The 15,569-nt window shown below is 63.5% G+C and carries 9 protein-coding genes; 4 read left to right on the top strand and 5 right to left on the bottom strand.

Going from position 1 to position 15,569, the window contains the following annotated elements:
* Positions 1 to 3: 3 nt before the first annotated feature.
* The gene (locus tag ACQKPZ_RS02240) at positions 4 to 6,339 is read right to left on the bottom strand and encodes an amino acid adenylation domain-containing protein (protein ID WP_427535287.1); all 6,336 of its coding nucleotides are present in this window, start codon (positions 6,337 to 6,339) and stop codon (positions 4 to 6) included.
* Between the two features lie 422 nt (positions 6,340 to 6,761).
* Between ACQKPZ_RS02240 and ACQKPZ_RS02245 the strand changes: the two genes are divergently transcribed.
* On the top strand, positions 6,762 to 7,544 hold the full coding sequence (locus ACQKPZ_RS02245) for a helix-turn-helix transcriptional regulator (RefSeq protein WP_427535288.1): 783 nt from the start codon (positions 6,762 to 6,764) through the stop codon (positions 7,542 to 7,544).
* Between the two features lie 15 nt (positions 7,545 to 7,559).
* Positions 7,560 to 8,957, top strand: a complete 1,398-nt coding sequence (locus tag ACQKPZ_RS02250) for an efflux transporter outer membrane subunit (RefSeq protein ID WP_427535290.1) — start codon at positions 7,560 to 7,562, stop codon at positions 8,955 to 8,957.
* 165 nt (positions 8,958 to 9,122) lie between these two features.
* Here ACQKPZ_RS02250 and mntP read toward each other — a convergent pair whose 3' ends face one another.
* Entirely contained in the window at positions 9,123 to 9,689 is a 567-nt protein-coding gene (gene mntP / locus ACQKPZ_RS02255) for a manganese efflux pump MntP (RefSeq protein WP_427535291.1), read from the bottom strand.
* A 290-nt stretch (positions 9,690 to 9,979) separates the two neighbouring features.
* Between mntP and ACQKPZ_RS02260 the strand changes: the two genes are divergently transcribed.
* The gene (locus ACQKPZ_RS02260) at positions 9,980 to 10,870 is read left to right on the top strand and encodes a universal stress protein (protein WP_427535293.1); all 891 of its coding nucleotides are present in this window, start codon (positions 9,980 to 9,982) and stop codon (positions 10,868 to 10,870) included.
* Positions 10,871 to 11,114: 244 nt separating this feature from the next.
* Positions 11,115 to 13,244, top strand: a complete 2,130-nt coding sequence (locus tag ACQKPZ_RS02265) for a TonB-dependent siderophore receptor (protein WP_427535294.1) — start codon at positions 11,115 to 11,117, stop codon at positions 13,242 to 13,244.
* A 30-nt stretch (positions 13,245 to 13,274) separates the two neighbouring features.
* Here ACQKPZ_RS02265 and ACQKPZ_RS02270 read toward each other — a convergent pair whose 3' ends face one another.
* The 3 genes from ACQKPZ_RS02270 to ptrR form a co-directional block, all read right to left on the bottom strand.
* Complete coding sequence (locus ACQKPZ_RS02270; RefSeq protein WP_427535295.1) at positions 13,275 to 13,796, bottom strand: acyloxyacyl hydrolase; 522 nt, start codon at positions 13,794 to 13,796, stop codon at positions 13,275 to 13,277.
* Positions 13,797 to 14,038: 242 nt separating this feature from the next.
* Positions 14,039 to 14,482 (bottom strand): carboxypeptidase regulatory-like domain-containing protein, encoded by a 444-nt coding sequence (locus ACQKPZ_RS02275; protein WP_427535296.1) that lies wholly within the window; start codon positions 14,480 to 14,482, stop codon positions 14,039 to 14,041.
* 136 nt (positions 14,483 to 14,618) lie between these two features.
* On the bottom strand, positions 14,619 to 15,485 hold the full coding sequence (gene ptrR, locus ACQKPZ_RS02280) for a putrescine utilization regulator PtrR (RefSeq protein ID WP_427535297.1): 867 nt from the start codon (positions 15,483 to 15,485) through the stop codon (positions 14,619 to 14,621).
* Positions 15,486 to 15,569 lie beyond the last annotated feature (84 nt).

A 15,569-nucleotide genomic window follows, 5' to 3' on the forward strand; every position in this document is an offset into this window, starting at 1 on the left:
GGGTCAGAGGCGCCGGCGCTTGCCCAAGCTGGGAATGGTGGTTTGTGGCACTACCACGGCAACCTGCTCGCGCTGGGTGCTGGCCGCCAGCCCCGCCAGTGTCGGCTGGCTGAACAGGGTCCTGGCATCCACGTGCAACCCGGCCTGGCGCATGCGCGCCACCAGGCTGACCGCAAGCAACGAATGCCCGCCCAACTCGAAGAAGTTGTCGTCACGGCCTACCTGCTCGATCTTCAGCACCTCGGTCCAGATCCCGGCCAGCGCTGTTTCAAGCTCGCCCTGTGGTGCCTGGTACTCACGGCTGATCACAGCCTCCGCACCTGGTGCCGGCAGCGCCTTGCGGTCGACCTTGCCATTGGCGCTCAACGGCAACGCCGCCAGCCCCACGAACGCCTGCGGCACCATGTACTCGGGCATGCGCGCCAACAGGTGGCTGCGCAACGCCTCCAGCGCCGGCGCCTGCTGGCCATCGCTGCAGGTGAAATACGCCACCAGGCGCTCGTCACGCATCAGCACCACCGCCTGCCCGACCGCCGGGTGTGCAGCCAGCAAGGCTTCGATTTCGCCCAGTTCCACCCGCAAACCGCGTAACTTGACCTGGAAGTCGTTGCGGCCGATGAAGTCCAGATCGCCGTCGGCGCGGTAGCGCACCAGGTCACCGGTGCGGTACAGGCGGTCGCCCTCGACAAACGGGCTGGCGATGAAGCGCTCGGCCTGCAGTTGCGGCAACCCCAGGTAGCCACGCGCCACGCCGACACCACCGATGTGCAGCTGCCCGACCGCACCCAACGGCACCGGCTGGTCATGGGCATCGAGCACATACAGCCGGGTATTGGCGATCGGCCGGCCGATCGGCGGCGCCTGCGTGGGTAGCGGTGCATGCGCTGGCAAGGTCCAGGCGGTGCTGTCCACGGTGGCTTCGGTAGGGCCATAGACATTGTGCAGGCGCACGTTGGGCAGGTGTTTTCGCACGCTGTGCACCAGGGCCAGGGTCAGCTCACCGCCACCACAGAAAATGTCGGTCAGGCTGGTGCAACGCTCAACACCCGGCTGTTCGAGAAACTGATGCAGCAGCGCCGGCACGAACTTGACGATGCTGACCTGCTGCGCCTGGATCAGCTGCACCATGTACGCCGGGTCGCGATGGCCATCGGGCCGCGCCAGCACCAGGCGCAAACCGGCGGTCAACGGCCAGAACAACTCCCACACCGAACCATCGAAGGTGAAAGGCGCCCGTTGCAACAAGGCATCGCCCGGGCGCGGCGGGCAGATTTGCGAACCCCAGTGCATCAGGTTGCACAGGCCTCGGTGCTCGACCATCACGCCCTTGGGCGCACCTGTGGAACCCGAGGTGTACATCACATAGGCCAGTTGTGACGGCCCCAGCCCCGCCACCTGTGGGTTGTCGGCCGGGTTGGCCTGCCAGCCGATGTCGTCGAGGTCGAGCCAGCGGCATGGCAACGAGGCGAACAGGCCCTGCGTGGCGCCGTGAACCAGCACCAATGTCGGGTTGCAGTCTTGCAGCATGAAGCGCAGGCGCTCTTGCGGGTAGCCAGGGTCCAGCGGCACATAGGCACCACCAGCCTTGAGCACGCCCAGCAAGGCGACCATCAGCGCAACGCCGCGCTCGACGCACACGGCCACCCGGCTGTCAGGGCCGACCCCTTGGGCAATCAGCTGATGGGCCAGGCGGTTGGCCTGGGCGTTGAGGGTTTCGTAGTCAAGGCTGTCGTCGCCTGCCTGCAAGGCAATGGCCTTGGGCGTGCGCCGGGCCTGGGCCTCGAATAGCGCCGGCAGGGTCTGCCAGGTCGGGCTAAGGTTGTCTTCAGTGCGGTTGAAGTCCTGCAACAATCGCTGCAGCTCGCCGTCCGGCACTGTGCGCAAGGCCTGGAGGCCCGCACTGCTGCGGCTGGCGAGTGCATCGCCTAACTGCTGCAAGGCGTTGAGCAAATAGTCCATGACCCGTTGCGCACCGATCGCACGTGGTGCGCGAATGGCCAGTTGCAGCGAGTCCGCCTGTTCATCCACGGTCAGCACCAGCCCATAGCTGTGTACCTCGCTGGCCTCGGCCAATTCCATCCCTGGCAGCACCTGGCCGAACGGCAAGCTACCCTGACGGTAGTTGACCAGGCTGTCGAACAACGCGCTGCCTAATGGCAAACCACTGCAGCGCTGGGCCAGCAGCAGTGGCGCATCTTCATGCGCCAGCAGCGCGGCCAGCCCGGCGTGGGTTTCACTCAGCGCTTGGCCCGCGGAACGCTGCGCCAGGGTGACACGCAGGGGCAAGCTGTTGATGAACATGCCCATGGCCCGACCGGCACCCGGGCCGGCCATGCTGCGCCCCAACAGCACGGTACCCAGCACCACCTCGTCGCGCCCGCCCAGGGTGCCCAACACCTGTGCCCAGGCCAGGTGCAGCAGGCTGGCCAGGCTCGCGCCCTGTTGTCGGGCCTGCTGGCGTAGCGCGGCGACCCGCTCGCTGACCAGGCAGTGGTCGTGGCGCTCCAGCTGCTGCTCATCGACCGTTGTGCCCCCGTACCCACTGATCGGTGCTTGCGGCTCGATACCGGCAAGCTGCTTGCTGAAGAAGGCAGCGTGGCCAGCCTGGCGCTCGGCCTGCGTGCTGGCGGCGACATAGTCGCGGTACGCCACTGGCGTGGGCAAGCGCTCGCCTTGCCCACTCATGAAGGCTTCCAGCTCGCCCAGCAGTATCTGCAGCGATACGGCGTCGTTGACCAGATGATGGAAGCGTAACAGGCCCAGCCAACGCCCCTGCCCGGCATCTTCACTGCACACCAGTGCCATCATCGGCGCCTGGCGCAGATCCAGCGGCCGCTGCTGCGGGTCGAAATGGCTGCGCAACTGCCCGGCGGGGCCGTGCCAGTGCTCAACCGGCAACCGCGCCTGGCGCCAGACCACCTGCTGCGGGTGCTCCAGCCCCTCCCAGCACAGGCTGGTACGCAGGATATCGTGGCGCTCGATCACCTGCTGCAAGGCAACGGTAAAGGCTTGCAGCTGCCCGTGACTGCCGAAGGTAAACAAGGCCTGCTGCTGGTAGGGGTCGCGGGCATCGGTGACATGGTGATACAGCAGCCCTTGCTGCAGAGGTGCCAATGGGTAGATTTCCTGCACGTTGCCAGCCCCGCCCGGCACCGTGGCGACAATCCGGTCAATGGCAGCCTGGTCCAGTTCGGTGAGCGCGAGCATGCCTGGGGTAATCTGCTGGCAACCCGGCAGCACCCGGTTTTCCGGCACCACCGGGCTGTCGACCTGGGTCACGCTGGCCGCCAGGCTGGCCAGGGTCGACTGGCCGAACAGCACCTGTATGTCAGCCTGTAAGCCTTGCTGACGTAGGCGCTCGACCAGTTGCACGGCCAACAGCGAATGGCCGCCCAGTTCGAAGAAATGGTCCTGGCGCCCTACCCGCTCAACCTGCAGCAACTCGGCCCACAGCTGCGCCAACTGCTGCTCGACTGGCCCCTGTGGCGCTTCATGCTCACGGCGCACCTTGGCGCTCTCGTCGGCCTGCGGCAAGGTGCGGCGGTCCAGCTTGCCATTGGTGGTCAGCGGCCAGCGCTCAAGGCGTACATAGGCACCCGGCAGCAACGCAACCGGCAGGCGTTCGCGCAAGTGCTCGTGCAACGCACGCGGGGTCACCGGCGCGTCAGCGATGAACCAGGCCTGCAACTGGCCGTCGCGCAGCATCACCACGCATTCGCGCACGGCCGCATGGCTGGCCAGGGCAGCCTCGATTTCGGCCAGTTCAACCCGTACACCGCGGATTTTCACCTGGTCGTCGTTACGCCCGAGGTATTCCAGGGTACCGTCGGGCAGCCAGCGCACCAGGTCACCGGTGCGGTACATGCGTGCCCCCGCTTGCGGGCTGAACGGGTCGTGCAGAAAGCGCTCGGCCGTCATCTGTGGCCGGTTCAGGTAACCGCGGGCAACGCCCTTGCCGCCCACATACAGTTCACCCACCGCACCGGGTGGCAGCAACCGGCGCTGCTCATCGAGCACGTACAGCCGGGTGCTGGCCACCGGGCCGCCGATATGCAGCGGCCCACCCGCCACGACCTGGCCGGAGGTGGCCACCACCGTGGTTTCGGTAGGGCCATAATTGTTGATCACCCGGTAGCGGCGCTCGCGGGCCAGGCGGCGCAGGCGGTCACCGCCAACCAGCAGGGTTTGCAGGGTCGGGTGCAGCTCGCCCTGGGCAAACGCGTGCTCGGCCACCGGGGTTGGCAGGAAGCTGACATCCAGCGGCTGCGCCCGCCACCAGGCGAGCAAGGCGTCGATGTCTTCGGCGCCATCGCGCACCGGCGCCAGGTGCAGGGTCGCGCCGCTGCACAGCGCTGGCCAGACTTCCCAGGCCATGGCATCGAAACCGAAACCGGCCAGGCTCGACTGCTGCCGTCCGGGGCCCAGGTCGAAGCTGCTGCAGTGCCAGTCAACCAGGTTGGCCAGCATGTGCTGCTCGACCATCACGCCTTTGGGCAAGCCGGTGGAACCGGAGGTGTAAATGACATAGGCAAGGTCGCTTGGCGATTGCGGTGCAAACCGGAACGCCGCGGCTGGCGTGGCGGCCCAGTCGAAACGATCCAGCTCGACTTGCCGAAGGCCGTGGGCCGGCAAGCGTTCGGTCAGCCGGGAAAACGTCAGCAGTACGTCAGGCGCGCTGTCTTCCAGCAGATAAGCCAACCGCTCACGCGGATGAGCCGGGTCAATCGGCACATAGGCGGCGCCAGCCTTGAGTACGGCCAACAGCCCCACCAGGGTGTCCAGCCCGCGCTGGGCGATCAGGGCCACCCGGCGTTCAGGCCGCACGCCCAGGCCTGCCAGGTGTTGTGCCAGCAGTTCGCCACGCCGCTCAAGTTCGCCATAGGTCAGCGCCTGGCCGTTGTGCAGCGCAGCCACTGCCGCCGGCCGGGCCCTGGCCTGGGCCTGGATGCGCTGCTGAATCAGGCCCGCATCAGCCACTGGCGTTTGCGTGGCATGCCACTGTTCGAGTGCGGCATGCTCACTGCCGGTCAGCAGGTCGAATTGGCCAGGCAACGCCTGCGGCTGCTGTAGCCCTTGCTCCAGCACATGCAGCAGGCGCCCGGACAACGCCTGGGCTTCAGCATCGGTAAACCAGGCCCGGTTGTGCACCACGTGCAGCGTCGCCGCATCACTGTGGCTGTTGCAGCGCAGGTGGATACTCAACGGCGTCGGTTCATGGCCGTTGCAGATCATCACGGTATGGCCAGGCGCGTCAGCTATCTGCAAGGCATTGCTGTCTTCTTCGAACGAGACCATCAGTTCGAACAACTGTGGCCGTTCTTCACGCAGCACACCGAGGCTGCGATTGAGTTCACTGAGGGCAAAGCGCTGATGGCGATAGTCCTGTTTCAGCGCATCGCGGATGCCCTCTACCAGCGCGGCGAACGAGCATTCGCGGGCAAAGCCCATGCGCAGCGCACTCACTTGGGTGAACAGCCCCAAGGTTGCCTTGAAGCGGGCGTTGCCGCGGTTGCGCACAGGCAGCCCGACCACCCATTCGTCACGTTGCCAGGTGCGCGTCACGCAAACATGCAACGCAGCCAGCAGCACATGCAGCGGCGACGCTTGCAGCCCGGCAGCAAAGCGGCGCATGCGTGCCAGTAACTGGCTGTCGAGCGCTTGCACCTGTGCGCCACTGGGCCAGTCATTCGCCGGCGCAGTGCGCTCGCGCGGGGCAAACAGGGCGTCGGGCAACTGCTGGTAGCTGGCCAGCCAGTAGTCGCGGTCACGTGCATGCCGCGCTGACGCCTGATACTGGGTATCGTCTGCAATGAAGGCCTGGTAGGAGGCTGCCCCGCGCGGCAAGGGCAGGCCTTGCTGCCGCAACTGGTAGTAGTCGGCAAGCTGCTTGAACCACTGGTCTACCCCCCAGCCATCGAGAATCAGGTGATGGGCCTGCACCGCCAGCAGGTAACGCTGGTCGGCAATGCGGATCAACGTTGCCCCCCATAACGGGCTGGCATCCAGGCTGTAGGGCGTACGCATTTGTGCTTCCAGCAAGGCCAGTGCAGCGGTGAACGGCTCGCTGGCCTGGCGCAGGTCGTGGCAGGCCAGTGGCACGGCCATGTGCGCGGCAAAATACTGGCGGGCAAGGCCGGCTTCGGTGACCAGTACCGTGCGCAGGCCATCATGCTCGGCCACCAGGTGCTGCAGTGCCTGCTGCAACTGCCCGGCATCCACCCTGCCCTGCAACTCCACATACGCGCCGATGTTGTACAGCGGCGAGTCGCCATGGCTGATCTGGTCAAGCCAGATGTCACGTTGGGCAACGGTCAGGGCAAAGGTTTCGACGGCGGGCATGATTCGGCAGGTCCTTCTGGTTGATCATCCGCGGATTCAAGCATCGCCGCCTGCAACTGTATGGCCCGTTAATCCCGGACAATCGCACCTAACGGGGCGGGCTGCTGAAAAACGTGTAGGAAATTAGCCACACCGCGCCATCCACGATGGCCTACGGCACACGGTATACGCCGCGATCAGGCGAGATTCGCCGTGCTTCTGGCGTCAAATAGCCGGCCTGGCGCGAATCTGCGCAAAAACTACCCTGCCCGGCAGCCACCCGCTGCGGCAGATCGGTGGCATTTTCTGTCCCGGTTTTCCATTACAGACGCCCGCCCGGTAGCGGGCTTGAATACGCCCACCCTCCCGCAATGCCAACCCACACGGAGCACTCGACAGCGAGACCACCCGCCGCAATACCCTGAACCGAGGAAGACAAGGAAATGATGCAGACCGACAGCCGCGAATACCGCCCCGACCCACAGCTGTACCTGCAATTGGGGGAACTGATCGCCAGCACCGGCGCTGCAGGCTTTGCCGACCAGATGTTACGCCTGGTCGAAGCACAAGTGCCTGTCCAACGGCTCGAACTCAGCGAATGGACCCTCGATCTGCAGCGGGCCAATGTCAGCCATATCGAAGTACTGGGCAGTGCCGGCCTGCAACCCGCCCACGCTGCCATCGACAACCTGCGCCAACCGTTGCTGCAACGCATCATGCAGATGAAAGACCCGCTGCTGATCGAGTTCAAGGCGCCACAGGGCGCCCTTCATCCGCGCCAGAATGCCCACCAGTGCCACCTGGTGTCGTGCAGTGGCAGCAAACGCTGGGTGATCAGTTTTCATCGTTTGCCAAGCCAGCGCACGTTCTCCCTGAGTGAACTGTCGCAGCTCAAGAGCTTGTCCGACACGCTGCTGCCGCTGGTGGAACACCACGGCCAACTGCTTGATCAAGGCGCCATGCGTCGCGCCGGGTCGCCCCTGGCCGACCTTGAAGCAGGCTCGCTGCGCCATTCGTTTGGTGAGCGGCTGGTGCAGGAAGCGGTACGCCTGTCGACCCGCGAACAGGAGGTGTGCCTGGGCCTGCTGACCGGCGGTACGGTGCCAGAGATGGCCCAGCGGCTGAATGTGAAGAACAGCTCGGTGGAAACCTACCTCAAGCGTGCCACTGCCAAATTGGGGGTCAGTGGCCGCCATGGCCTGGCGAAATGGATGGCCGGTGCCTGACTGCGAGACCCTGCGATGCCCCGACATGTATTGACCTTGTGCGCCGTACTTTTGTGCGGCTGTACGCTTGCCCCTGATTATCAGCGACCTGGGCCTTCCGTGGCGGCACACTTCCCGCAGGGGGCAGCCTACGCCGGCAACCTGTCACCCACCCAGGCGGGCGAGGACTGGCAGCAGGTATTCCGCGACCCGGTACTGCGCCAGTTGATCGACAATGCCCTGGCCAACAACCGCGACTTGCGCACGGCCGCGCTCAACGTCGCGGCCTATCAGGCGCAGTACCGGATCCAGCGGGCCGACCTGCTGCCCAAGGTAACGGCCAATGGCCAGGGCCAGCGCCAGTACTTGCCAAGGGGCATGACCGGCACCGGCCAGGGCGTGATCAGTTCCAGCTATGCCGCGACCCTGGGGGTGAGTGCCTACGAGCTGGACCTGTTCGGGCGGGTGCGCAGCCTCAGCGACCAGGCGCTGCTGACCTACCTGGCCAGTGACCAGGCACGGCGCAGTACCCGTCTGAGCCTGGTGGCGAGTGTCGCCAGCGTGTACCTGACCTGGCGCGCCGACCAGGAACTGCTGACCCTGGCCAACGAAACCCTGGTGGCCGACGAGCGCAGCCTGCGCCTGACCAGCAACCAGCGCCGTGCCGGCACGGTATCGGCTCTGGACCAGATCCAGGCGCGTACCAGTGTCGACAGTACCCGGGCGGCAGTGGCCCGTTACAAGCGCCTGGTGGCGCAAGACCTCAACCAGCTGACGCTGTTGGTGGGCGCCCCGGTGGCCGCCGACCTGGCCGCCCTGCCCCTGGCAACCGAGCAGATTGCCGGGCTGCCAGCCGGGTTGCCATCGGACTTGCTGCAACGCCGGCCCGACATACTCCAGGCCGAATACCAACTGCGCACGGCCAATGCCAATATCGGCGCAGCGCGGGCAGCGTTCTTCCCCAGCATCAGCCTGACCGCCAATGCCGGAAGCACCAGCCCCGAGCTCAACGGCCTGTTCGATGGCGGTTCTGGCACCTGGCTGTTCCAGCCGCAGATCAGCCTGCCGATCTTTACCGCCGGCAGCTTGCGGGCAAGCCTGGACTACGCGCGCCTGCAAAAGGACATACAGGTGGCGCAGTACCAGAAAGCCATCCAGGGTGCTTTCCAGGAGGTAGCCGACGGGTTGGCTGCGCGGGCAACCTATCAGCGCCAGTTGCAGGCGCAGCGCGACCTGGTGGCGTCCAGCCAGCGTTACTACGACCTGGCCGAGCACCGTTACCGGATCGGCGTGGACAGCAGCCTTGTCTTTCTCGATGCGCAGCGCTCGTTGTTCAGCGCCCAGCAGGGGCTGATCAACGACCGTCTGGCGCAGTTGGTGGCAGAGGTGAGGCTGTATGCCGCGTTGGGTGGGGGGTGGAACGAGAGTGACTGAATGCGATGCGGGCGCTCTCGCAGGTGTGGGAGCGGGTTCACCCGCGAAGAATCCAACGCGGTGGATGGCACCGGCTTTGCCGGTGTTCGCGGCTAAAGCCGCTCCCACAGGGAGATGCGCGGGATTGTCAAGTTTTAAACAAGACAATTGCTCCTGCAAAAATGCTTAAACCGCTGTCAGGTGCTCATACAGGATGGTCGCACCGACCAGCATCAGCACGATGCCGCCAATGATCTCGGCACGCTTGCCTACCACCGAGCCCAATGCCCGGCCCAGCATGGTGCCGATGGTGACCATCGTCATGGTCGCCAGGCCGATCGCCGCTGCCGCCACCCAGATGTTCACATCGACAAATGCCAGGCCGATGCCCACCGCCAGGGCATCGATGCTGGTGGCCACTGCCGTTACCGCCAGTAACCAGAACGAGTGCTGGCTTTGCTTCTCCTCCTCCTCTTCATCCGGCTTGAGCCCGGCATGCACCATGTGCGCCCCCAGCAACAGCAGCAGGAAGAAGGCAATCCAGTGGTCCCACTGTTCGACATACTGGCTGGCTGCCTGGCCCAGCAGCCAGCCGATGACCGGGGTTATGGCTTCGATCACACCAAATATCAGCCCGGTGCGCAGGGCTTCGGCCAGGCGAGGTTTGTGCAGACTGGAACCTTTGCCGATGGCGGCCGCAAAGGCATCCGTGGACATGGCGAAGGCAAGGAAAACGAGGGAAATGGGATTCAACGATCAGGCTCCGCCGGGCTACGAGTCAACGACAGCTATCCGCAGGCCCGGCTTGGCCACAGAAAGGTCGTTGGTCTCGCCAATCCGGCTGGATGCACAGGCCATGGCAGGTTGCCAAATATGTTGACCGGTGCGCCTTCGCAGGGGCGCGAAGGCAGGCTACTCCCCAAAGAGTGGGGCGATGATACCAGCGCCAGGTGAAAAAAGCGTGAACGGTTTTATCGGGTGTACACGGGTCTAGACTGAACAGAACCAGCTACCCGGGGGGCTGCCACACGTGGAGGTGTGAGATGAGCCAGTTCAAGCGCTTGTTTGTCATGCTCGGCCCGCAGATGCGCCATACGCCAGCGCTGCAACGCGCGGCGGCGCTGGCGGAATCCAGCGGTGCACTGCTGGATATCAATGTGTTCGTCGACGATGTCGACACCTTTGGCTTGATGAGCGATGGCCGCGAGCGTGAGCGGCTGCTCAGTGACAACCGCCAGTGGCTGGCGGATGAGGCCGAACAACTGGGCAATGCGGGCCTGGATGTGTCCACCGAACTGTTGTTGACCCGCGACCCGCTGGCCAGTGTGCTGGAGCGGGTCGAACGGCAAGGCTGCGACCTGCTGGTCAAGGACGTGCAGCATGAACCGGTGCTCAAACGCCTGCTGGTCACGCCACTGGACTGGCAGTTGCTCAAGGACAGCCCGGTTGCCGTGCATCTGGTCAGCGACATCCGCCTGCCCCTGCCCCGGCAGATTGCCGCGGCGGTGGACCTGAACAGCCACGGAGCTGGCGAGCACCTGGATGAGCAGGTCATACAGGCAGCGCATGCGCTGGCCCTGCAATGCGACGCCGAACTGCACTTGCTGCATGTGTGCGATGCAGCCAAGACCCACATCGCCGATTTCGGCGCCGGTACGGTGACCATGCCGGGTTTCGATGGCAACGTGCGAACCGCGCAGCGGGCGGCATTCAACCGCCTGGGTGACCACCACCAGATCCCGCTGGAGCGCCGGCACTTTCTGGAAGGCGCCGCGATCAGGGCAATTGCCCAGTTTGTCGGCCACAGCCGCGCGGATGTAATCGTGATGGGCAGCCACCGGCATGACGCCATGCAGACATACCTTGGCGGAACGACGGCGCATGTGCTGGAGCATCCGCTGTGCAATGTGCTGGCGATCAAGGCGGTGCGCTGAGGGCTAGTAATCTTGTCTGGCCTCTTCGCGGGCATGCCCGCTCCCACAGGTACATCACAGGCTCAGGACATGTGGAGTAACTGTGGGAGCGGGTTCACCCGCGAAGAATCCAGCACCGATCGGTCTGCTTGGTATCTGGTACACCAGTGCCACTTAAAAAGAATGCATTTGATAATGATTCGTAGTAGTTTCGCGGCGCTTGCCCACCCTTTCTTCAGCGCCCTACTCCAGGATCGTACCGTCGATGCGTCGCACGTTCGTTTCGCTTTGTGTGCTTCATGCTGTCTCCCCGCTGGCCTTTGCCGAGCCTGAACCGCTCAGCGAACCCGCGCAGATCGAACTCCAGGCCCTCAGCATCACCGGCAGCGCCGACAGTGAGCGCGCCGATGGCCCGGTCCAGGGCTACAAGGCCACCCGCTCGGCCAGTGCTACCCGCACCGACACGGCGCTGCACGAAACGCCGCAATCGGTCAGCGTGGTGCCCAAGGATGTGCTGGAAGACACCGGTGCCACGCGCCTGCAGGACGGCCTGGACTACGCCGGCGGTGTGGGCCGCGCCAACAACTTCGGCGGCCAGGGCCTGACCACCTTTACCGTGCGTGGTTTCACTACCGGCGAGTTCTACCGCAACGGGTTCCCGATCAACCGCGGCTACCCCAACGCCCCGGATGCCAATACCGTCGAGCGCCTGGAAGTGATCCGTGGCCCGGCTACCAGCCTGTACGGCCGTGGCGACCCCGGTGGTACGTTCAACGTGGTCAGCAAGCAGCCCCTGCCAGAGTCCAAGGTCACCCTGGGCAGCCAGTTCGATGACCAGGGCATGCACCGCGCCACGCTGGACGCCACTGGCCCACTCAACAGCGACGGCTCGCTGGCCTATCGCCTGAATGTGCTGGGTGAAGGCGGTGAAAGCTTCCGTGACGACGTCGAAAGCGAGCGCTACGATGTGGCGCCAGTCATCAGCTGGCAGGTCAATGACGCCACGAAGATCATCTTCGAGGGCGACTTCATGCGTAACAACCACCCGTTGGACCGCGGCCTGACCCGTTACGCCACCCAGACAGGGAGTGCCTCGCGCGACACGTACATCTGGGAAAAAGGCAGCGACAACCTGCTGCACAATGACAACAACATGGCCCAGGTACGTTTCGAGCACCTGCTCAACGACAACTGGACACTGGCCGGAGGTTTCCAGTTCCTCGATGGCTCGCTCAAGGGGAACGCTGTTGAAGCCAATGGCGCACCGGCAGATGGTCGCACGCTGCAGCGCAACTTCAACTACCGCAAGCTCGAGTGGACCGATCGTGATTGGCAGCTGAACCTGACCGGGCATTTCGATACCGGCGGCTTCAGCCATACTTTGCTGACCGGGGTGGAATACGAGAACTACGACTACAACTCGATCATTCAGCGTTCCTCTGCGGCTAATGGCACCTACCCTATCGACATCTACAACCCGGTCCTGGGCCAGACTCGGCCAGCGCTTACCCGCACCACCACCTGGGACAAGGAAAACCTGCAGACCTGGGCCTTCTTCATCCAGGATCAGGTGGCCCTGACCGAGCGCCTGAAGGCGCTGGCAGGGGTGCGCTTCGAGCGCTTCGAGCATGACTACGACAACAAGCTGACCGATGCCGGCGATTTCAGCAAGGGCGAAAACGGGGTCACGCCGCGCTTCGGCCTGCTCTACGACCTGACCGATACGGTTGCGGTTTATGCCAACACCGCACGCTCGTTCAAGCCCAACAGCGGCACGCCCTTTGCGGGAGGTGGCTTTGATCCGGAAAAAGGCAAGTCCTACGAACTGGGCGTGAAGTGGGAGCCGCTGGATCGCCAGCTTAGTGTGGATGCAGCGGTGTACCACATCGTCAAGGAAAACGTGCTCACCCTGGATCCGGCAAACACCAACTACAGCCTGGCCGCTGGCGAGGTGCGCAGCCGTGGCCTGGATATCAACATTGCTGGCAACATCACGCCGGAGTGGCGTGTGATCGGCGGCTACGCCTATGTCGACGCTGAAGTGACCAAGGACAACCGCCTACCCACCGGCACACGCCTGGCGAACATCCCGCGCAACACGTTCAGCCTGCTCAATACCTACGAGTTCCAGGACGGTTTTGCGAAAGGCCTAGGCCTGGGGGTTGGGGTGAAATATGTGGATGACCGCAATGGCCAGACCGAGGCGGTCACCTACAACATGGACCAGTACACCGTGGTTGACCTGCTGGCTTTCTACAAGGTCAACGAGCACGTGCGCCTGAACCTGGACGTGAAGAACGTGTTCAACAAAGAGTACGACGAGGGGGCGTTCAACCTTTACGCCTACCCTGGGGCACCTCGGACAGTGCAGGCTGGGGTTTCGTATACATTCTGAATGGCTGGGGCCGCTGTGCGGCCCCCTCCTTTAGAAACCTTTGCTGTAGAACAGCGAGTACGACTCGATCCCGTCGTTGGGCTGCTTGATCCCCGCATTGGAATAATGCATTGCACGGATCCCCACCTTCTGCTCACCCGGCAACTTCAGGCCAAAGCCGATGCGGTCTTCGAAGTTCACTGCCGAGCCCATGCGCTGGTCGCCCACATCGGTCTTGGAAAACGCCGCCAGGCCAATACCCGCCTCGATGTACGGGGTATAGGTGAAACCACTGAACTCGTAGGTAAATACCGGGCTGAACGACAACGAATGTGCACCACTGGCGTCACCGCCCTCCCAGTAGGTGTAGGCCGCATCCCAATAGCCGGTCAGGTAACCGGTGCTGCTCTCCAGCCACTTCTTGTCCCAGTCGAACGCCACGCCAATACGGTAAGTCATGTCGCCCTGGCCAGTGGCGCCAACCGCACCGGACACCTGCGCGGCCTGGGCCAGGTTGGCCCCTGCAAAGGCCAGCACTGCAGCGGCCAGCGATGCTGCTAGACGGGTTTTCATCAACGACTCTCCTGATGGTCTACACGGCAAGCGGGGGCTTTGGCCCCTCGATTTTATTGGGTGACCGGCGCATCCAACCCGGTCACACGAAGTAATAGTTTTTTGATTATTGTCCAGATAATCAGAAAGTTGAAAGTGAATTACCACTATTGGCTAATTAGCTTCCTCAGGTGCAGTCTGCATGGCCTGGATGAAGTACTCCGCCCAGGCAAGAGTACATGCGTACTCCTGCCTGTTTTGCGTTAACGCCAGTTCAGGCTCACCGTTGCAGGCGATTTGCCGTTAACGGTCACCATTTGCTGCACCGTCTGCCCTTGGGCGTTGCCAGTCACTTTGTATTTGCCAGGAGGCAACTGCACATACAGCAGTGGCCCGGCATCCGTGACACTGAGTACGGAGTGGCCTTGGGCGCTCTGGATGTCGACATTGGCACCGCTCTCGAACTTACCTTCCGGCCCGGTAGAAAGCTCTATATGCAAGTCGTAGCCTGGGGTTTTGCGCAGGGCATTGGCCTCATCCTGGCCAATGCCTCCCTGAAGATAACGCACGCCGTTCTGTTCCTGGGGTTGCAGCTGAACGGCCTGCATGTCGATGGGGGCATTGAGATCGGCGGCGGCAGCCAGGGTCCATGGCAGCGCCAAGGTGATCAGCAATGCAGCGCCGAGGGCATAGTGATGGTTACGCATGGTACGACCCTCCTTTCGAGGATGGCTTACCTTGTATCTGATCCTTCAGGCGTAACGGTGTTCTGGCGAGGACGTGGTCAGGGTCGTGATATTCGGCACTAACTGATCAAGCTAACGTTAATTTAAATATGAATCATTAGGTTGCACTGGTTTCCTCAAGCAGTTTCACGAACATGCTCAAGCTGCGCGATACCGTGCCCCGACGCCACACCAGCCAGGTTTTCAGGTAGCGGAAATCCTCCGACATGGGCCAGGCACTGACGGTGCTACACCCGGGCATGTTGTCGAGCATGCTGCGCGGCATCATGGCCAGGCCGGCGCCAGCGCTGACGCAGGCCAACATGCCGTGGTACGACTCCATCTCGTGAATCTTGCCCGGCACCGCCTGGTCTTTCACGAACCAGTTTTCGAAGTGGTGGCGATAGGAGCAGTTGGCGCGGAAGGCGTAGATGCTCTCACCGTTCACATCCTGGGCGCGGGTGACTGGCGCGTGGTTGAGTGGCGCGATCACCATCATCTCTTCCTCGAACACTGGCATGCCCTCCAATGTCGGGTGCAGCACCGGCCCATCGACAAACGCCGCCACCAGGCGACCCGACAACACACCTTCAAGCATCGTCCCCGAGGGCCCGGTAGACAGGTCCAGGTCAACTTTCGGGTAGCGCTGGTTATACGCCGCCAGCAAGGCCGGGATGCGTACGGCTGCCGTGCTCTCCAGCGAACCAAGGGCGAAGGTGCCCTGCGGGTCTTCACCGGCCACGGCCAGGCGCGCCTCCTGCACCAGATCAAGGATGCGCCGGGTGTATTCAAGGAAATTCCAGCCGGCAGGTGACAGGCGCAGGCGGCTTTTTTCACGAATGAACAGTTCGACGCCCAAGTCTTCTTCCAACTGCTTGATGCGCGTGGTCAGGTTCGACGGCACCCGATGAATGTGCTGCGCGGCGGCGCTGATGCTGCCCTGCTCTGCCACGGCCTTGAAGATCTCCAGTTGCACCAGGTCCACAGCCTTTCTCCAAACGTGAATGTTTCGCTCATTATTATTCAGTTTTCATTAAAGCCATAGCCCACTAGTCTGGCGTCACTGATT

The organism is Pseudomonas sp. NPDC089547 (assembly GCF_050280665.1).
In the GTDB taxonomy this organism is placed as follows: Bacteria; Pseudomonadota; Gammaproteobacteria; order Pseudomonadales; family Pseudomonadaceae; genus Aquipseudomonas.